This window comes from Duganella fentianensis (assembly GCF_964031615.1).
In the GTDB taxonomy this organism is placed as follows: Bacteria; Pseudomonadota; Gammaproteobacteria; order Burkholderiales; family Burkholderiaceae_D; genus Rugamonas; species Rugamonas fentianensis_A.
In genome coordinates this window covers 142,810-162,786 of sequence record NZ_CAXIQN010000018.1, presented here as the reverse complement: position 1 = coordinate 162,786, position 19,977 = coordinate 142,810, and the positions used below count along the sequence as shown (strand labels likewise).

Here is a 19,977-nt window from a genome sequence, read left to right as displayed (position 1 = left end):
ACGGGAGTGCAGCCGCGCAGGCTGGCACTCCCGTTTTTTTTATCGCAGCAAGCGCGGCTTACTTGATGCGCAGCGAGCTCTGCACTTTGTTGACGCCTTTCACATTACGCGCCACGTCCACCGCCTTGTCCACTTCCGCTTGCGATGGCACGAAGCCGCTCAGCATCACCGTGCCGTTGGTGGTTTCCACATGCACGTCGAGCGACTTCAGACTAGGTTCGGCCAGCAGTTCGGTTTTCACCTTGGTGGTAATCATGGTGTCGGCCATGCTGTCGCGCGCCTGCGCCGTTTTCGAGCGGGTTTCGCATCCCACTTTATCGGTGCCCGTCATGTTGCTGCAATCTATGCCGGTCTGCGCAGTATCAGCCATCTGGCGGCCTTCCTTGGCATCATTGATCGCTGCCACATGAGCCGACTTGGCCGTATCCAGACAGCCGGATTTATCAGCGCCCGTCATGGAAGCACAGCGCGCCTTGGCCAGATTGTAGTTAGCATCGGCCACTTCGGTCTGAGCCTTCTGCATGGACTTCTTGTCGTTGCGATACTGCATGGCCGCTTGCGCTTCGCTGTTGGCACGTGCCACCTTGGCCGTCTCGACGCAGACATCCTTGGCGGTGCCGGACTGGGCGTCGCAAGCATCCTTGGCCGACTTGTAATCCGCTGCAGCTTTCTGAGTAGCGTTCTTGTAGGCCACGCTATCGTTGTTGGGCGCCGATGCAGCGAAGCTGGCACTGGCAGCCGTTGCCATCACAAGTAAGAGCAATTTGTTCATGATGTGTCCCTTTATGGTAGTTGGTGGACACATTAAACGCCGCACAGCGCCGTGCATCTGTGCGGAAACGTACGAAGTTGCAGAATCGCTAGCGCAGACTTATTCGCCGAGCAGTAAATCCTGCTGCAAGCCTTGCTGCCAGAGTTGCTCGACACGCTGCTGCCAGCTTGCGCCGGCAGCAAAGACTGCCGCCGTCGGTACCTGTTGCAGCCATGCTGCCGTGCTATGGCTGCCCGCTGCTGCGCCTGCACCTTTCGGCTGACGTACTTGCCGCATCCAGCCCAGCACAGCCGCATAGCGTTGCGGCTGATGTTCTGCCGTCCATGCCAGCGCTACCAGATCGGCATAGCCTTCTTCGCGGCGGGTTTCCTGCAACGCCATTTCAGGCGCACTGGCGGCCTGCTCGAAGCCGGCCGGTACGCTATGCCATGCGCCCTGCACATAACGCCAGCAATGGCCGATCTCGTGTGCCACCATGGCTTCTATCATCCAGCTCTGCTGTTCTGCCGGCACGCTGGCCAGCACATCCTCGCTATGGGGATTGCCGCGCAATGACAGCACCAGCTTGCAGCGGCCATCCTGATAGCCGAGTGCCAGCGGCACATCGCTGGCACGCGCCTGTGGCTGTACGGTGATATCGAGTGGAAGCTGCAGAGTCTGCTTTGCGTAAGCCAGTACGGCACTGCCGGCACTGAGCCAGCGGATTTCCTGCGCCGTCAGCTCGGCCGCAGGCACGCTAGCGGCCGACAGCAGAAGAACAGACAGGGACAGACAGTGCTTGATCATGGTGATCAGACTGTAGCACGGCGATGGGGTAAAAATTGCCGTAAGGAAGCTTCTACAACGCTTTATTTCTACGTAGAAAATTTGGAATGCCGGAACGGCAATAGCCGTTCCGGCAAGGGCTAGCGGACTTATTTCACCAGCTTGGCAGCCGTCGTGAAAGCAGGCCGTATATCGTTAGGCACCACTTTCATCTTGTCCAGCGCCTTCTGCACTTCAGGACGGATCACCACATACTTGGCGATCATGGCCTGTGCACGCGCATAATCGCCGGTCGCTTCGATAGTGAGGAACTCGCGGTCGAGGTCCGTCACGGCCTGTCGGATCTGCTTGAAGTTGACAGAGAAGGTACCGTCGCCATGCGCCACAAAGCCGCCCTTGTCGAGCAGGTAGTTCACCTGTATCGCCATACCGCGGGCATGTGAATCCGTCAGACCGAAGTGCAGCGTGCGGAAGGCCGAAGCAAGGAAGGTGGTGTACAGCTTGCGCTCGGCGGCAGCGCCCTGCCCCAGCGTACCGGCTAGCTGGCCCTTGTCCATCATGTAGGCCAGCGCATACAGGCCGGTGATATCGGCCTTGGCTTCCTCGATGGTGGAATAGGCTTCCTTCAGGTCCTGCCGCGGTGTCGATTCGGCACCGTTCACGCGGGTGCTGTGCGGGCCTAGGCCATGCATGATTTCATGCGCGAGAATATGAGTGAAGAAGGAATCAAAATCCAGATCGCGCTGATCGGCCTTCTTCAGCACCAGCTTGGAAATCGGCGTCAGCGTGGCCTTGAACTTGGCTTCCTGTACGTTCTTCAGCATCACGCGCTTGGAGCCGCGCTGGCTGATGATGCGCTCATCGTTAGGCAGATTGTAGGCCGCCGTCTGCACGCCCATATTGCCGTCGCCAGCGCCATACACCTGATTCACCACCACCATAGGCGCGGCCGCACCGACTTTCGGATTGCGGTATTGCGCATCGAGCGGCAGATTGTCTTCCAGTTCCTGCATGTGCTTGGCGAAGAAGTCCAGCTTGCGGGTCTCTTTCTCGTCGCGGATATTCACATAGGCTTCGAACGCAGCCTTGTAGCCGAACAGTTCATCGTTATAGGTCTCGTATGGGCCGATGGTGACATCGACCGGCGCATCCAGATCCATCCATGCAAAGTCGGACGCCAGATAGTCGTTACTGAGGAAGGCATCGGCACGCAGCGTGAGGAATTTTTTCAGCGAAGCGTTATCCGTATCAGCGGCAGCCTGCTTCAGCAGAGCGGCAGCGCGTTCCAGTTCAGGCTTGTATTCGTCCGAGTACTTAACGGTGACGAACTGGCCGGCTGCATTCTTACGGATGGTGGTGAAGAACCACTGCGCCTGCTCCTTGTCGGCGGCTGGCAGCGCGTTGATCCAGCTTTCCAGCGCAGCTTTGCTGGCGCCTTCAGGATAGAAGTTGGCCGCTTCCGGCTTCTTTTCGGGGATGGCGATGCCGGCCAGTTCAGCCGGCAGGAAGCGCTGATGATCGTCGAGGATGGACCAGGGGCCCTTGTTGAGCCAGAAGTATTCCTGGCGCGCCTTGCCCAGCGGGCTCTGGTCTTTTTGCAGCGCCGCCCACAGCGCTTCATTACCGGACCAGCGCTGGCGCAATTGCAGCACATCGAGAATTTTGGCAGCTTCGATCAGCTTGGCGATGGCTTTGCGGTCGCCGGCCGACAAGGCACTGGTATCGGCCGTCAGCGCGACCGGGGCAAAGCGCTTGGTCATGCGCTGCAGTTCAGCCACGTTGGCCGGCGCAGCATAGGCAGCGAAACAGGCGCTGGCCAGCGCCAGCGGGAGCAGAATTTTCTTCATACTAGCCTCGGAAATGGTGAGGCTAGTATTTTAGTCTACTGCGATTACCTCCTCAGTAATCGCACACGCTTAGCGTGCGGCCGGCTTGAGCGTACCGTTCGGCGCACCGTTCTGCGCCACATTGGCCAGCTGCTCCGAAGGCTTCCAGCCAGCGCCCAGCGCGCGGGCAACGGAAACGGCGGCCAGCAGACGCTGGGTGTTGATCTGCACCGCAGCACGATCAGCCGCCAGTGCGCTGCGCTGGGCATCCGTCACATCCAGATAGGTCGACACGCCCCGCTCGTAGCGCGCACGCGCCACCAGATAGCCGCGTGCTGCTGCCACCTGCGAGGTAGCTTGTGCCTCGCCCTGCAACTGGCGCTGCTGCACATCAGACAGCGCATCTTCCACTTCACGCAGTGCCGTCAGCAGCTTGCTCTGATGGTTGGCCACCGCCTCTTCGTAGCGTGCCTTGGCCACCGCCAGATTGGACTTGTTGCGACCACCGTCGAACAGCGGCAACGACAGCGCCAGGGGACCGGCGCTGAACTGACGCGCCCCGCCCTTGCTCAGATTCTGCAGGCTTTCCGACGCAAAGCCGAAGTTACCCGTCAGGCTAAAGGAAGGATAGAACGCACCTTCGGCCACGCCCACTTGTGCATTGGTAGCGCGCAGGGTGGCGACACTCGCAGCCAGATCGGGGCGCTGAGCCAGCACGCTGGCCGGCACACCGACAGGAATCGCAGGCGGCAGCGGCAGGCTGGCCGCATTGCTGCTGACTGGCAGTTGCAGCGCCGCTGGCGTAGCACCGACCAGCGTCGCCAGACTATGTTCAAGCAGATTACGCTGACGCTGCACTTCATGCAGATCGGCCTGCGCATTGGCGCGCTCGATACGGGCACGCGACACATCGAGTTCATTCGACAGACCAGCATTGAAGCGCGCCGTCACCAGCTCTTCCGATTCACGACGGGTATCGAGCGCGCTATTCAGAATCGCCATTTCGGCATCCAGACCGCGCAGCTGCCAGTAGGTGGTAGCGACTTGCGAGGACAGCAGCAACAGCACGCCATCGCGGTCGGCTTCGGCTGCCAGCGCCTGTGCATCGGAAGCTTCTACCAGACGACGCACGCGGCCCAGCAGATCGACTTCGTACGACAGCGACACACCAACCTGATAATCATTACCCTTGATGGAACGGCCACCCAGCGCCAGCCCTTGCGAGGTTTCAGCCGAAGTACGCGAGTTACCGATAGCAGTGCGCGCATTGATCTGCGGCTGCTGGCTGGAGCGCGTCACACCGGCCTGCTCAAGCGCCTGCACCAGTCGCTGGGCCGCAGCCTTCACGCCCGGATTATCACGCAGCGCCGTCTGTTCCAGCCGGTCCAGCGTGGCATCGTTGAAAACCGTCCACCACTGTGCCGGCAGGCGAGCTTCGCTGCTGGCGGCTGGCGCCAGATGGCGGAAGCTGGCATCGGCCACGGCTGGCGGTGCGGAGAAATCGCTACCGACCGTAGCGCAACCGGTGACAGCCAGCGCAACGGCAGTGGCCAGAGTCAGACGCTGGAAAGCGGAATGGAACATGGTGTTACCTCACTTGTATTTGATTTGTCGGGCGCTGCACTAAACCATCAATGCTTAGTGCGCACCACCACCGCCACCCGAAGGGGCTTTAACTTTATCCGAGAACCACAGCACGCCGATGCAGCCGAACAGCACAGCGCCAACGAGGAAGAAACCGTCGTTGTACGCCATCACATAGGCTTCGCGCCGCACGATGCCGTCGATGGCCTTGAGCGCCATATCGCCCGCCGTAGCGCTATCGAAGCCGCGACTGAGGAAGGATTGCGTCAGTGCTGCCAGACGTTCCTGCGTGGCGGCCGCAAAGCCCGTCACCGATTCACCCAGACGCTGCGAATGGAAATGCTCGCGCGAGGTCAATGCCGTCGCCAGCAGCGCGATGCCGATCGAGCCGCCCAGATTACGGGTCATGTTGATCAGGCTCGAGGCCGAAGGCATGTCCTTGGGCTGGATACCGTTCATGGCGAAGTTCGACAGCGTCAGCATCACGAACGGCTGCCCCAGTGCACGCACGACCTGCGACAGCAGCAGCTGGTCATAGCCGGTGGTGGCATCCATATACGCATTCATGAAGCAGGAACCACCGAACAGCAGCAGGCCAAACGTGCACAGAATCCGGTTATCCACCTTGGACGACAGCTTGGCCACAAACGGCATAATGAACAACTGCGGCAGACCGGCCCACATGATCACTTCACCAATCTGCATCGGCGAATAACCGGCGATCTGGCCCAGATACAGCGGCAGCAGGAAAGACGAGCCATACAGCCCCATACCCATCGCCATCGACAGCGCCGTGGCAGCGAAGAAGTTACGCTGACCGTAAAGCCCCAGATTAACGAAAGGCTGCTTGCGCAGTGCGCCCGTCACCGCCCAACCCAGCAGGCCGATGATGGCCAGCGCAGCGAAGGTAATGATGAAGCTCGATTCGAACCAGTCCTTGCTATTGCCTTCTTCAAGGAAGATGGTCAGGCTGCCCAGCCCCACCGCCATGAAGGCGATACCCAGCCAGTCGGCGTTGTACAGCAGCTTGAGTTGCGGCTTTTCCTTGTCCAGTCCCAGTGCGATACCGGCGATCAGCAGCAGGCCGGGGCCCCAGTTAATGTAGAAGATCGAAGGCCAGCCATACAGCTCGCTCAGGTAGCCGCCAAAGGTCGGGCCCATGGACGGTGCCAGCGTGGCTGTCAGACCGAAAATCGCCATGCCGGTAGCGCGCTTGGTAGCAGGCAGTTTGGCCATCACCAGCGTCATCGCCATCGGAATCAGCGCACCACCGGTAAAGCCCTGCATCATGCGGAACACGATCATGCTGGGCAGATTCCATGCGAAGCCGCACAGCGTGGAACACAGCAGGAACAGCGACGTAGTGCCTATCATGTAGGCGCGCATACCGAACACGCGCGTCATCAGCCCCGTCATGGGAATGATGATGATCTCGGCCACCAGATAGGCCGTGGCGATCCACGAACCCTCTTCCTGCGTAGCCGACAGCGTACCGAGAATATCCTTGAGCGAGGAGTTGGTGATCTGGATATCGAGCACCGCCATGAAGGCGCCCAGCATCCCTGCCGCCACCGCCATCCAGGTGCGGGCGCTGACCTTCTCGCCCGGCGCCGGCGGGGCAAACGGCTTGAGTGCCGCTGGCGTATCGTGGGTTGTGCTAGCCATGAGGCAGCTCCTTAGTGGGCAGCTTTAGCGTCGGCAGCAGCGCCGGTATGTTTCAGCGAGACTTCGGCGATGGCCGACATGCCCGGCACCAGACGGCCGCTGAGAGCTTTCACATCTTCCGGCTGGAAGGTGATTTTCACCGGCACACGCTGCACGATCTTGGTGAAATTACCGGTGGCGTTATCGGCTGGCAGCAGCGCGAACTGGGCACCCGAAGCAGGCGCGAAGCTATCGACTTTGCCGATCAGTTCCTTGCCCGGCAGCGCATCAATGGTGACTTTTACTTCCTGACCCGGCTTGAGTTCAGCCAGCTGGGTCTCTTTGAAGTTGGCCGTCAGCCAGACGTTTTCCTGCACGATGGCCGTCAGTTGCTGGCCTGGCGTCACGCGCTGGCCCACTTCCACCGTACGCTTGCCGATCCGGCCAGCCACGGGTGCCAGCACGCGGTTGTAAGCCAGCTGCTGCTGGGCGTCCTTGAGCTGCACGCGCAGCACCGCAGCCTGCGCCTTGAGCACATCGCGCGCCGCATGGGCAGCGCTGATCTGGGCTTTGGCCGCAGCGGCACTATCCTTACGCGCCGTTACATCGGCCGTCGCGCTGGCGCGGGCGGCAACCGCAGCATCGAGTTCCGCTTTCGACACGGCCTTCATCTGGCTGTTATACAGCTGACCGAAACGCTCGGCATCCTGCTTGGCGCGTACCAGCTGGGCTTCCGACTGCGCTACCTGCGCGGCAGCGGCGCTGGCCTGTGCCTGCACCTGCGCGATCTGGGCGTCCGCCTGAGCGATCTGCTGCTCGACCGAACCGATCTGCGCCTGAATCTGCTCCACTTTCACCTGCTGATCAAATGGATCAAGTTCGGCGATCACATCACCGGCATGCACCATCTGGTTATCGTCGATCAGCACCTTGGTCACAGTACCGGCGATACGCGCCGACACATTGTGCACGTGGCCAGCCACATAGGCATTTTCCGTTTCGACGTAGTTATGGCTGCGGTACCACATGCGGCCACCCAGCGCCAGCGCGGCCAGACCGATAACGGCGGCAATCACCACCACACGGCGGTTGGCAGGCGGCGTCGCGCTAGGCGCGGCGGCAGCCGGGACAGCGCTGAGGGGTTTCTGCTCCTGATTTTGCTGAGTGGACATGTACTGCTCCAATAAAAAATGAAATGAGAGATGTGCATTATGGCCGTTTTTTTGCCAAAGTCAAGAAACGAAACGATTGCATTTCATTTTATTTTGCACTACGATGCAGGCATCGAAGCTCATTCCACTGACCACTATGAACGCCCACGACCTCGACGAAACGGACTGCCCCGAGGAAATCGCCAACCAGACTGGCGCCGCGCCCTGCACCGGCAAGAGCGCTGGCCGCCCGCGCGCCGCCGATAAGGAAGCCCGTCATCAGGCCCTGCTGCAGACGGCAGGTCGCCTGTTCCTCGACAAAGGCTATGGCAACGTCAGTCTGGAAATGATTGCCCGTGAAGCCCACGTGGCCGTACGCACCATCTACGTGAAGTTCGGCGGCAAGGTGGGCCTGCTCAACGCCGTCATCGTCAATCGCCGCGCCCACTTCTTCGAAGGCATGCAGAACATGGAAACCGACATGCGCCCGATGGAGCAGGTGCTGACCGATTTTGCGTTGCGTTTTCTGGAACTGCTGTCACAACCGGGATCGAACCAGCTGTACCGCATGGTGGTGGGCGAATCGCGCACCTCGCCCGAGCTAGCCGAAACGTTTTACGAAGCAGGGCCGAAGCGCACCCGCGCCGAACTAGCACGCTACTTCGACCGTCCGGACGTGCGCGCCCAACTGCGCAGCGAATTCTCCAGTGACGTCCTCGCCTTCCATCTGCTGAACTGCGTACTGGGCGACAGCATGTGCAGCCTGCTATTCCCGCACGAGACAGCGCTGCCGCTGGAAATACGGCAGGCCCGCGTCAAACAAGGGCTGCAGCTATTCCTGCACGGTGTGCAGCGCTAGGCGCTGTAAAAATTTATCATTTGGTCTATACTGCTTTTTTTACATGGAGCAGAAATATGAGCAAAGCGAATCGACTGGACTGGAGTAGACAGGTAACGCTCATGAACGAGCGCATTAAATCGTTTCAGGCCAACCCCGGCCAGGAACAACTGGAAGCGGTAATCGCGGAACTGCAGGCCTATGCCGAAGCAGCGCGCAGCGGCGGCATTGAAATTCCCGCCCAGTTCACCGTCAACTAAGATCCTCCACCAAGCCCTCCGCCGCGACTGCAACCAGGCTTCAATCTGGCGCACTGACAGTGCTATGCTACGGCGTCCGTCACCGTACTTAGCTGGAGCGTCCATGAGTCTGAAGCAGATCGCCTTCGCCGTCCTCACGCTGGCCTATGCCACCGTGCAGGCGGCCAACCTCTCCCCCATCGAACAGCGCATCGTCGCCGACGTCAAAGCCCACAACGAACAGGGCCTGCAACTGCTGGAGCGCGCCGTCAACATCAACAGCGGCACCATGAACCACGAAGGCGTACGTGCCGTGGGCGCGCTATTCCGCGAGCAGTTCGAGCAACTGGGCTTCCGTACCCGCTGGGTCGACATGCCGGCCAGCGTGCAGCGTGCCGGCCACCTGATCGCCACGCGCGAAGGCAAGCAGGGCAAGCGACTGCTGCTGATCGGCCACCTCGACACCGTGTTCGAAAAGGATAGTCCCGTCGCGCTGTGGCAGCGTAATGGCGGCAAGGTGCGTGGACAAGGCGTAACGGATATGAAGGGTGGCGACGTGATCCTGATACAGGCGCTGCATGCGCTTCAGCGCGCCGGCGCCCTCGATAACACCCGCATCAGCATCATCTTCACGGGTGACGAAGAAAATGCTGGCGATCCCGTCGAAATCTCGCGCGCCGACATGCTGGCACTGGCCAAGCAGAGCGATCTGGCGCTGGCGTTCGAGAACACCGCACGTAACAAACAGGGCGAAGATACCGGCACCGTAGGCCGGCGCGCCTCGTCCGAATGGGAAGTCAAAGTACTGGGCAAACAGGGCCACTCGAGCGGCGTATTCAGCGAGCGCGCCGGCTACGGTGCCATCTATGAAGCCGCGCGTATTGTCGACGGCTTCCGCCAGCAAGTCATCGAACCGGACCTGACTTTCAACCCCGGCCTGATCGCCGGCGGCACCGGCGTCAGCGTGGACGGCAGCCGTGCGCAAGTAGCAGGTAAGAACAACATCATCGCCCCGACTACCACCATCAAAGGCGACCTGCGCTACCTGAACTACGAGCAGCGCGACCGTGCCCGTGCCAAAATGCGCGCGATCGTCGCGGCCAGCCTGCCCGGCACCAGTGCCAGCATCGAATTCCACGACCACTATCCGCCGATGGCACCCACGGCAGGCAATCTGGCGCTGCTCAAACTCTACTCGCAGACCAGCGCCGATGCAGGGCTGGGCGAAATTCCCGCCTTCCCGCCTGGCGAACGGGGTGCTGGCGACATCCAGTTTGTCGCCCCGCTGCTCGACAGCCTCGATGGTCTAGGCGCCACCGGCAGCGGCACCCACTCGCCCGACGAAGAACTGGAGATCGCCTCAATCGAACGCGCCACCATCCGCACCGCCCTGCTGCTGTATCGCCTGACGCGATAGTAAAGCTTGGGGTCAGGTCGGGCAAAGTGCAGGTGTCAGGTCGGGCAAGTGGGCAGATTCGGCACATAAGGCGAACTCTGCGCCAACGCCCGACCTGACCCCAAAATAAAAAAAGCCGGGAACGATCCCGGCTTTTTGTTTGCTGCTTGCTGCGCGTGCTTAGCGCTTGCGCGGTGGCGGCAGGTCGGTACAAGTACCTTCGTACACTTCGGCAGCCATACCGATCGACTCGCCCAGCGTAGGGTGCGGGTGGATGGTCTTGCCGATGTCGGTGCCGTCGCAGCCCATTTCGATGGCCAGTGCGATTTCGCCGATCATGTCGCCCGCATGGGTACCGACGATGGTGCCGCCGATGATGCGGTGGGTTTCAGCGTCGAACAGTACCTTGGTGAAGCCTTCGGCGCGGCCATTGGCCACAGCGCGGCCGCTAGCTGCCCAAGGGAAGTGGCCCTTCTCGACCTTGATGCCCTTGGCTTTGGCTTCGTCTTCGGTAATGCCGGCCCATGCCACTTCCGGATCGGTGTAAGCCACCGACGGAATCACCTTCACATCGAAGTGCGACTTCTGGCCCGCTGCAGCTTCCGCTGCCACGTGCGCTTCGTGCACGGCCTTGTGCGCCAGCATAGGCTGACCCACCAGATCGCCAATGGCGAAGATGTTCGGCACGTTGGTGCGCATCTGGCTGTCGACCGGAATGAAGCCACGGTCGGTGACGATCACGCCAGCCTTGTCGGCTGCCAGTTTCTTGCCGTTCGGGCTACGGCCCACGGCCACCAGCACCAGATCGTAGACTTGCGGAGCAGGCGCAGTCGCACCGGCTTCGGCCGCTTCGAAGGTGACTTTGATCCCTTCCGGCAGCGCTTCAACGGCCACCGTCTTGGTCTTGGTCATAACGTTATCGAAGCGCTTCTCGTTGTACTTCTGCCAGACTTTAACGGCATCACGATCAGCGCCCTGCATCAGGCCGTCCATCATTTCGACGACGTCGATGCGCGCACCGAAGGTCGAATACACGGTGGCCATTTCCAGACCGATGATGCCGCCGCCGATCACCAGCATACGCTTAGGAATCTGACGCAGTTCCAGTGCACCGGTCGAATCGACGATGCGCGGATCTTCCGGCACGAACGGCAACTTCACCACCGACGAACCGGCAGCGATGATGGCCTGCTTGAACTGCACGACTTTCTTGCTGCCGTCAGCTGCAGTCACTTCGATGTGATTAGCGCTAAGGAACTGGCCAACACCCTGTACGATCTGGGTCTTGCGCGCCTTGGCCATACCGGCCAGACCGTTGGTCATGTTGGCGATCACGCCTTCCTTGTACTTGCGTACCTGATCGATGTCGATAGTCGGCTTGGCAAAGGTCACGCCGGTGTTCGACATGTGCGACGTTTCATCGATTACAGATGCCACGTGCAGCAGCGCTTTCGACGGAATGCAGCCCACGTTCAGGCAGACCCCGCCCAGCGTGCTGAAACGCTCGACGATCACGGTGCTCATACCCAGATCCGCTGAGCGGAAAGCTGCCGAGTAGCCGCCGGGGCCACCGCCGAGCACCATCATGTCGCAGTCGATGTCGATCTGGCCGCTGTAGCTGCTGCCAGCCGGCGCCACGATAGGCGCAGCTGGTGCGGCGGCTGGAGCGGCAGCGGCCGGAGCCGGTGCTGCTGCGGCAGGCGCGGGAGCGGCAGCGCCAGCACTGGCTTCCACCAGCAGCAGGGTGACGCCTTCCTTGACCTTGTCACCGACCTTGACCAGCACTTCCTTCACCACACCTGCGTGCGAGGAAGGCACTTCCATACTGGCCTTGTCCGATTCCACCGTTACCAGCGACTGATCCACCTTGATGGTGTCGCCCACTTTGACCATCACTTCGATCACTTCTACATCTGCGAAGTCGCCGATATTCGGCACTTTTACTTCTGTGCTCATAGTCGCTCCTTACAGCAGAATTTTGCGCATGTCGCCGAGCACTTCGCTCAGGTACACGGAGAAGCGGGCGCCCATTGCACCATCGACCACGCGGTGATCGTAGGACAGCGAAGTACCCATCATCAAACGAGGCTGGAAGGCTTTGCCATCCCATACCGGCTTGATGGAAGCTTTCGACAGACCCAGAATCGCCACTTCCGGCGCATTCACGATAGGCGTGAAGTGGGTACCACCGATGCCGCCCAGCGACGAAATGGTGAAGGTAGCGCCTTGCATATCGGTCGGTTTCAGCTTGCCTTCGCGTGCCTGTGCCGACAGTTCCGTCATTTCACGGGCGATCTGCGAGACCGATTTCTGATCGGCGTTTTTCACCACCGGCACGACCAGACCATTCGGCGTATCGGCCGCGAAGCCGATGTTGTAGTACTTCTTCAGAATCAGGTTCTCGCCCTTCTCGTCCAGCGAGGCATTGAAGGTCGGGAATTTCTTCAGCGCGGCCACGGATGCCTTGATCACGAACGCCAGCATGGTCAGCTTGGCAGCATCCTTGTTCTTGGCATTAGCGTTATTGGTCTCGACGCGGAACGCTTCCAGATCGGTGATGTCGGCATCGTCGAACTGGGTAACGTGCGGAATCTGTACCCAGTTGCGGTGCAGATTAGGACCGGAGATCTTCTTGATACGCGACAGCGGCAGCAGTTCGGTTTCGCCGAATTTGCTGAAGTCCAGCGACGGCCATGGCAGCACACTGAAGTTGCCACCACCGCCCACCGAACCACCGGCAGCAGCGCCAGCAGGTGCGGCTACGGTACCGGCCATCACGCCCTTGACGAAGTTCTGTACGTCCAGCTGGGTGATGCGGCCTTTCGGACCCGAACCCGGCACTTTGCCCAGATCCACGCCCAGTTCGCGGGCGAACTTGCGGATCGATGGCGATGCGTGTGCCAGTTTGCTGGTCTGTACCGAACCTTGCGACGCTGCGGCGGCTGGCGCAGCAGCAGCGACAGGTGCAGAAGCTGGTGCCGAAGCTGCAGCAGGGGCTGCGGCTGGAGCGGCAGCGGCAGCGGCAGCGGCAGGTGCAGCCGCAGGGGCAGCAGCGCCGCCGGTCGCTTCGACTACCAGCACCACAGTGCCCATGCCGACTTTATCGCCCACCTTGACGCGCATTTCTTTCACGACGCCGGCGTGCGACGAAGGGATTTCCATGCTGGCCTTGTCCGATTCCACGGTCAGCAGCGACTGGTCTACCTTAATGGTGTCACCCACTTTGACCATGACTTCGATAACTTCCACTTCCTTGAAGTCGCCGATGTCCGGCACGGTCACTTCCACCGGACCGGCTGCTGCCGCAGGGGCAGCAGGGGCTGGTGCAGCAGCGGCAGGCGCCACAACTGGTGCCGGCGCCGCAGCGGCGGCCGGTGCAGGTGCTGCAGCAGCAGCCGCGCCATCCGCTTCCACCATCAGCAGCAGCGAACCTTCGGCAACCTTGTCACCAACTTTAACTTTGATTTCCTTCACCACACCCGCAGCGGACGAAGGAATTTCCATACTGGCTTTATCCGATTCAACGGTGATCAGCGACTGATCGACCTTGATGGTGTCGCCGACTTTAACCATCAGCTCGATGATTTCCACTTCCTTGAAATCACCGATATCCGGGACTTTAACTTCCACAATGCTCATAGCGTTTGCTCCGTATCTTTTATCAGCGGATTATTGGGTCACCGGATTTGGTTTGTTCGGATCCAGACCGTATTTGACAACAGCCTGCTCCACCACTTTGGCGTCGATCTTGCCTTCTTCAGCCAGCGATTTCAGCGCTGCTACGGTGATGTAGTAGCGGTTCACTTCGAAGAATTCACGCAGTTTCACGCGGCTATCCGAGCGGCCGAAACCGTCGGTACCCAGCACGCGGTAGGTGCGGTCTTTCGGCATGTAGGCACGGATCTGTTCAGCGAACAGACGCATGTAGTCGGTGGTCGCAACGATAGGACCTTCGGTACCCTGCAGCAGCTGGGTCACGTATGGCACGCGCTGTGGCTTGGTCGGGTTGACCAGATTCCAGCGTTCGGCATCCTGACCTTCACGGGCGACCAGCGTCAGCGACGGCGCAGACCAGATGTCGGCAGCGATGTTCCAGTCGTTTTTCAGCAGTTCGGCAGCGAAGATGGATTCGCGCAGAATCGTGCCCGAGCCGATCAGCTGTACGCGCTGCTTGGCGGCTTTGTCGCCCTCTTGCAGCAGATACATACCCTTCAGAATACCCTCTTCCTGACCAGCCTTCAGGCCAGGGTGCGAGTAGTTCTCGTTCATGATGGTGATGTAGTAGAACACGTCTTCCTGTTCCGTCACCATGCGGCGCAGACCATCCTGAATGATCACGGCCACTTCGTGCGAGAAGGTCGGATCGTATGGCAGGCAGTTCGGAATCGCGGCAGCGAACAGGTGGCTATGGCCGTCTTCGTGCTGCAGACCTTCGCCGTTCAGCGTGGTACGACCAGCGGTACCGCCCATCATGAAGCCACGGGCGCGCATGTCGCCGGCAGCCCAGGCCAGATCGCCGATACGCTGCATACCGAACATCGAGTAGTAGGTGAAGAATGGAATCATCACGCGGTTGTTGGTCGAGTACGAAGTCGCCGCAGCGATCCACGAGCTCATACCACCGGCTTCGTTGATACCCTCTTGCAGAATCTGGCCAGCCTTGTCTTCACGGTAGTACATCACCTGATCTTTATCGACTGGCTCGTACAACTGACCTTGCTGGTTGAAGATACCGATCTGACGGAACAGACCTTCCATACCGAAGGTACGCGATTCGTCCACCAGAATCGGCACTACACGCTGACCCAGACTCTGGTCTTTCAGCAGCGCGGTGATGATACGCACGAAGGCCTGGGTGGTCGAAATTTCGCGGCCTTCCGGAGTCGCTTCCAGGACGTTCTGGAACGACGACAGCGGTGGCACCACCAGCGTTTCGTCAGCTTTTACGCGACGCGCAGGCAGGTAGCCGCCCAGCGCTTTGCGGCGCTCGTGCAGGTACTTGATTTCCGGTGCGTCGTCGGATGGTTTGTAGAACGGAATGTCGGCCAGCTGATCGTCCGGAATCGGGATCGAGTAGCGGTCGCGCATTTCGCGCACAGCTTCGTCACTGAGTTTCTTGGTCTGGTGCGCAGTGTTACGTGCTTCACCGTGTTTGCCCATGCCGAAGCCCTTGATGGTTTTCACCAGCAGTACGGTAGGCTGACCTTTGTGTTCCTGTGCGACCTTGAAGGCAGCATAGATCTTGTGCGGATCGTGACCACCGCGGGTCAGACGCCAGATGTCGTCGTCGGTCATGTTGGCGACCATCTCCAGCAGCTTAGGATGCTTGCCGAAGAAGTGCTTACGCACATAGGCGCCATCTTTGGCTTTGTAATTCTGGTATTCGCCGTCGACGGTTTCCATCATTACTTTTTTCAGGATGCCTTCCTTGTCCTTGGCCAGCAGTGCATCCCAGCCCGGACCCCAGATGACTTTGACCACGTTCCAGCCGGCGCCGCGGAAGTCCGATTCCAGTTCCTGAATGATCTTGCCGTTGCCGCGCACAGGGCCGTCCAGACGCTGCAGGTTGCAGTTGACCACGATGACCAGATTGTCCAGCTTCTCGCGGCCAGCCATGCCGATCGCGCCCATCGATTCCGGCTCGTCCATCTCGCCGTCGCCGCAGAAGGCCCACACTTTACGGTCGGTGGTGTCAGCGATGGAACGGGCGTGCAGATACTTCAGGAAGCGTGCCTGATAGATCGCCATCAACGGGCCCAGACCCATGGACACGGTAGGGAACTGCCAGAAGTCCGGCATCAGTTTCGGGTGCGGGTAGGACGACAGACCCTTGCCATCGACTTCGCGACGGAAGTTGGTCAGCTGGTCTTCGCTCAGACGGCCTTCGAGGAAGGCGCGGGCGTACACGCCCGGCGACGAGTGGCCCTGAATGTACAGCAGGTCGCCACCGTGGTTTTCGCTCGGGGCTTTCCAGAAGTGGTTAAAGCCGATGCCCAGCATGTTAGCCAGCGAGGCGAACGAGGACAGGTGACCACCGAGGTCGCCGTCAGCGCGGTTAGCCTTGACCACCATGGCCATGGCGTTCCAGCGCATCCACGAGCGCAGCTTTTCTTCGTATTCCAGATTGCCCGGGCAGTGGGTTTCCAGATGGGCAGGAATGGTGTTGACGTAGGCAGTATTGGCGGAGAAAGGAATGTCGGAGCCAGCCTGACGGGCCAGATCGATCAGACGTTCCATCAGGTAGTGAGCACGTTCAGGGCCCTCTTGTTCCAGCACTGCGGCCAGTGCGTCCAACCACTCTTTAGTTTCCTGCGCGTCCGGGTCGGTGCTTACCGTAACCTGGTCAAGTTGAGCTGACATGTATGAAGTCTCCTGAGTTAAGGACCCGATCCGCCTATGCCGAAAGGGTTTTTACGCTGATTATTTACCAATACTACTAAGCCGTGTGCGGATTCTAACAGCACTTTTCCGCTTTTTCAAATTACGATATGAGATTTTATATTGTGAAATTTCCCTATGAAAAACTTGTGCGGCGCAGCACCGCGCCATGCAGGAAACACGGCGCAATCAGCGCTGCGGCCTTATAATCACGCTTTCCCTCTCTTTCTCTCTTCAATCTGCCCACATCATGACTGCTCAACTGATCGACGGAATCGCCCTCTCCCAAAAACTGCGTGCTGAAATTGCTGCACGTGCTGCCAAACTGACCGCTGAAGGAAAACAACCCGGCCTCGCCGTGATTCTGGTGGGCGACGATCCAGCCAGCCACGTCTACGTGCGTAACAAGGTCAAAGGCTGCGAAGATGCCGGTTTCTATTCGCTCAAGGAGCAATACCCTGCCGATCTGACGGAAGCCGCCCTGCTCGAACGCATCGCCGCGCTGAACGTCGATCCGACCATCCACGGCATCCTCGTGCAGATGCCGCTGCCTAAGCACATCAACCCGCACAAAGTCATCGAAGCGATTTCCACCACCAAGGACGTGGATGGCTACTCGGTACTGAGCGCTGGCGAACTGATGACGGGTCTGGAAGGCTTCCGCCCATGCACCCCGTATGGCTGCATGAAGCTGATCGAAAGCACCGGCGTTGATCTGCGCGGCAAACACGCCGTAGTCATCGGCCGCAGCAACACCGTGGGCAAACCAATGGCACTGCTGCTCTTGCAAGCTAATGCCACCGTCACCATCTGCCATAGCGCGACGCCGGATCTGGGCCTGTACACCCGTCAGGCCGATGTGGTGGTCGCAGCCGTCGGCCGTCGCAACACCCTGACGGCAGACATGGTGAAACCGGGCGCCATCGTGATCGACGTCGGCATGAACCGCGATGACGCGGGCAAGCTGTGCGGCGATGTCGATTTCGCCGGTGTGAAAGAAGTCGCTTCGCACATCACGCCTGTGCCGGGCGGTGTGGGTCCGATGACCATCACCATGCTGCTGATGAACACGGTGGAAGCAGCCGAGCGCACCCGCTAATACAGCGGCCAAACTTACAAGGACTGGATACGAGATGACTGACCAAAATCCCCTGCTGGACTTTTCCGGCCTGCCGCGCTTCGATGCCATCAAGGCCGAACACGTCACGCCTGCGATCGACACGCTGCTGGCACAGAGCCGTGCCGTGGTGACGCAGCTGGAAGCACCGCAAGCGCAAGTAAGCTGGGACAATTTCGTCGCACCGCTGGAACAGGCGACGGAACTGCTGGGCCGTGCATGGGGCATCGTCAGTCATCTCAACAATGTGGTGGATACGCCCGAGCTGCGCGCCACCTACAACGAGAACCAGCCTAAAGTGACCGAGTTCTGGACCGCGCTGGGCCAGAACGAAGTGCTGTTCGATAAATACAAGGCGCTGCGTGCCAGCGCCGAATTCGCCACGCTATCGCCAGCGCGCCAGCGCATCATCGATAACGCCGTGCGCGACTTCCGCATGGGCGGTGCCGAACTGCCAGCGGAACAGAAAGCACGCTACGCGGACATTCAGGAGCAACACGCGGCCGTGTCCACGCGCTTCTCGGAAAACGTGCTGGACGCCACCAACGATTTCAAACTGCTGGTGGCCGATGAAGCCGATCTGGCCGGCGTACCGGCGGACGTGAAAGCGGCGGCGCGCGCAGCTGCCGAGAAGGAAGGCAAAGCGGGCTACGAATTCTCGCTGCACTTCCCGTCCTACTTCCCGCTGCTGCAGTTTGCCGACAAACGCGAACTGCGCGAGACCATTTACCGCGCCAATGCCACCAAGGCTTCCGATCAGGCCGAAGGTTTCAGCAAGAAGGAAGACTGGGACAACACGGCCAACATCGTCACCCTGCTCAAGCTGCGTGACGAAGAGGCCAAGCTGCTGGGCTACCGCAATTTCGCCGAAGTGTCGCTGGTGCCGAAGATGGCGCAATCGCCCGAACAGGTCATCAGCTTCCTCGAAGATCTGGCCCAGCGTGCGCGCCCGTTTGCGGAAAAAGATCTGGAAGAACTCAAGCAGTTCGCCCGCGCCGAACTGGGTCTGGACGAACTCAAGGCATGGGATATTCCCTATGCATCGGAAAAGCTGCAGGAACGCCGCTACGCCTTCTCGGCACAGGAAGTAAAGCAGTACTTCCCTGAACCGAAAGTGGTCGATGGCCTGTTCCGCCTGATCCAGCGTCTGTTCAATGTCGACATCAAAACCGATAGCGCGCCCGTCTGGCATCCGGATGTACGCTTCTTCCGCATCGAACGTGCGGGTAAGCTGATCGGCCAGTTCTACCTCGATCTATATGCACGTGCCGGCAAGAGCGGCGGTGCATGGATGGACGATGCGCGTGGCCGCCGCGCGAGTGGCGACCAAGTGCAAACGCCGGTCGCCTACCTCACCTGCAACTTCACCGAACCAGCCGTGGTCGATGGCGCGGCCCAGCCTTCGCTGTTCACCCACGATGAAGTGATCACCCTGTTCCACGAATTCGGCCATGGTCTGCACCACATGCTGACGGTCGTCGATGAACTGGGCGTATCGGGCATCGCGGGCGTGGAATGGGATGCAGTGGAACTGCCATCGCAGTTCATGGAAAACTTCTGCTGGGAGTGGGATGTGCTCGAGCACATGACGGCGCACGCCACCACGGGCGAACCATTGCCGCGCGCGCTGTACGACAAGATGCTGGCTGCGAAGAACTTCCAGTCCGGCCTGCAAACCCTGCGTCAGGTGGAATTCTCGCTGCTCGATATGCACCTGCACTACGACTACGATGCCAGCGGCAGCCAGTCGGTGCAGGAAGTCATCGACGGCGTGCGCCAGCAGTTCGCCCTGATCATCCCGCCGGCGTTCAACCGCTTCCAGAATTCCTTCGGCCACATCTTCGCCGGTGGCTATGCGGCCGGCTACTACAGCTACAAATGGGCCGAAGTACTGTCGGCCGACGTGTATGCGGCTTTCGAGGAAGCGCAGGCCATCAGCCCTGCCGCGACGGCGGAAACTGGCAAGCGCTACCTCGAAGAAATTCTGTCCGTGGGTGGCTCGCGTCCTGCGCTGGAATCGTTCACCGCCTTCCGTGGCCGCGAACCCAGCATCGACGCTTTGCTGCGCCACAGCGGCATGGCAGCCTGAGCGCTTTCCGGCCTCAAAACGCTGCAAGATGCAACCATAAAAGAACGGCTGTGCTAACGCTGCAACATGGCGTTAGCACGCACAAAAACAGGCCAAGTCAAGCACCTGAAAACCGTGCGCACGGTAGCAAAAGCGATGCCAGCGACAAGGTAGATTTTGCCGTACACTGGTCGTTCGC

The 19,977-nt window shown here is 60.1% G+C and carries 14 protein-coding genes; 5 read left to right on the top strand and 9 right to left on the bottom strand.

Going from position 1 to position 19,977, the window contains the following annotated elements:
- Nucleotides 1–58: 58 nt before the first annotated feature.
- The 6 genes from ABNT42_RS12405 to ABNT42_RS12380 all read right to left on the bottom strand — a co-directional run bounded on the left by ABNT42_RS12405 (nucleotide 59) and on the right by ABNT42_RS12380 (nucleotide 7,763).
- Nucleotides 59–772, bottom strand: a complete 714-nt coding sequence (locus tag ABNT42_RS12405) for a BON domain-containing protein (RefSeq protein ID WP_348697369.1) — start codon at nucleotides 770–772, stop codon at nucleotides 59–61.
- Nucleotides 773–871: 99 nt separating this feature from the next.
- Nucleotides 872–1,558, bottom strand: a complete 687-nt coding sequence (locus ABNT42_RS12400; RefSeq protein ID WP_348697367.1) for a hypothetical protein — start codon at nucleotides 1,556–1,558, stop codon at nucleotides 872–874.
- Between the two features lie 128 nt (nucleotides 1,559–1,686).
- Nucleotides 1,687–3,384: a hypothetical protein gene (locus tag ABNT42_RS12395; RefSeq protein WP_348697365.1), complete on the bottom strand. Its 1,698-nt coding sequence runs from the start codon at nucleotides 3,382–3,384 to the stop codon at nucleotides 1,687–1,689.
- A gap of 69 nt (nucleotides 3,385–3,453) precedes the next feature.
- The gene (locus tag ABNT42_RS12390) at nucleotides 3,454–4,947 is read right to left on the bottom strand and encodes an efflux transporter outer membrane subunit (protein WP_348697363.1); all 1,494 of its coding nucleotides are present in this window, start codon (nucleotides 4,945–4,947) and stop codon (nucleotides 3,454–3,456) included.
- Between the two features lie 54 nt (nucleotides 4,948–5,001).
- Nucleotides 5,002–6,612 (bottom strand): DHA2 family efflux MFS transporter permease subunit, encoded by a 1,611-nt coding sequence (locus ABNT42_RS12385; protein ID WP_348697361.1) that lies wholly within the window; start codon nucleotides 6,610–6,612, stop codon nucleotides 5,002–5,004.
- An 11-nt stretch (nucleotides 6,613–6,623) separates the two neighbouring features.
- A complete protein-coding gene (locus tag ABNT42_RS12380; protein ID WP_348697359.1) occupies nucleotides 6,624–7,763 on the bottom strand; it encodes an HlyD family secretion protein in 1,140 nt (379 codons plus the stop codon).
- Between the two features lie 136 nt (nucleotides 7,764–7,899).
- On the opposite strand from ABNT42_RS12380, the gene ABNT42_RS12375 reads away from it, so the two are divergent.
- The 3 genes from ABNT42_RS12375 to ABNT42_RS12365 all read left to right on the top strand — a co-directional run bounded on the left by ABNT42_RS12375 (nucleotide 7,900) and on the right by ABNT42_RS12365 (nucleotide 10,236).
- Nucleotides 7,900–8,601: a TetR/AcrR family transcriptional regulator gene (locus ABNT42_RS12375; RefSeq protein WP_348697357.1), complete on the top strand. Its 702-nt coding sequence runs from the start codon at nucleotides 7,900–7,902 to the stop codon at nucleotides 8,599–8,601.
- A gap of 56 nt (nucleotides 8,602–8,657) precedes the next feature.
- Entirely contained in the window at nucleotides 8,658–8,840 is a 183-nt protein-coding gene (locus tag ABNT42_RS12370) for a hypothetical protein (RefSeq protein WP_348697355.1), read from the top strand.
- Between the two features lie 103 nt (nucleotides 8,841–8,943).
- A complete protein-coding gene (locus ABNT42_RS12365; protein ID WP_348697353.1) occupies nucleotides 8,944–10,236 on the top strand; it encodes a M20/M25/M40 family metallo-hydrolase in 1,293 nt (430 codons plus the stop codon).
- A 159-nt stretch (nucleotides 10,237–10,395) separates the two neighbouring features.
- Here the strand turns inward: ABNT42_RS12365 and lpdA are convergent, their stop codons facing one another.
- From lpdA to aceE, 3 genes are read right to left on the bottom strand one after another with little or no spacing between them, the layout of a single operon-like run.
- Nucleotides 10,396–12,171: a dihydrolipoyl dehydrogenase gene (gene lpdA, locus ABNT42_RS12360; RefSeq protein WP_348697351.1), complete on the bottom strand. Its 1,776-nt coding sequence runs from the start codon at nucleotides 12,169–12,171 to the stop codon at nucleotides 10,396–10,398.
- Between the two features lie 9 nt (nucleotides 12,172–12,180).
- Complete coding sequence (gene aceF / locus ABNT42_RS12355) at nucleotides 12,181–13,854, bottom strand: dihydrolipoyllysine-residue acetyltransferase (protein WP_348697349.1); 1,674 nt, start codon at nucleotides 13,852–13,854, stop codon at nucleotides 12,181–12,183.
- Nucleotides 13,855–13,884: 30 nt separating this feature from the next.
- Entirely contained in the window at nucleotides 13,885–16,575 is a 2,691-nt protein-coding gene (aceE, locus tag ABNT42_RS12350; protein WP_348697347.1) for a pyruvate dehydrogenase (acetyl-transferring), homodimeric type, read from the bottom strand.
- Nucleotides 16,576–16,843: 268 nt separating this feature from the next.
- Between aceE and folD the strand changes: the two genes are divergently transcribed.
- Nucleotides 16,844–17,692 (top strand): bifunctional methylenetetrahydrofolate dehydrogenase/methenyltetrahydrofolate cyclohydrolase FolD, encoded by an 849-nt coding sequence (folD, locus tag ABNT42_RS12345; protein WP_348697345.1) that lies wholly within the window; start codon nucleotides 16,844–16,846, stop codon nucleotides 17,690–17,692.
- A 34-nt stretch (nucleotides 17,693–17,726) separates the two neighbouring features.
- Complete coding sequence (locus ABNT42_RS12340; protein WP_348697343.1) at nucleotides 17,727–19,799, top strand: M3 family metallopeptidase; 2,073 nt, start codon at nucleotides 17,727–17,729, stop codon at nucleotides 19,797–19,799.
- The last annotated feature ends 178 nt before the right edge of the window (nucleotides 19,800–19,977 follow it).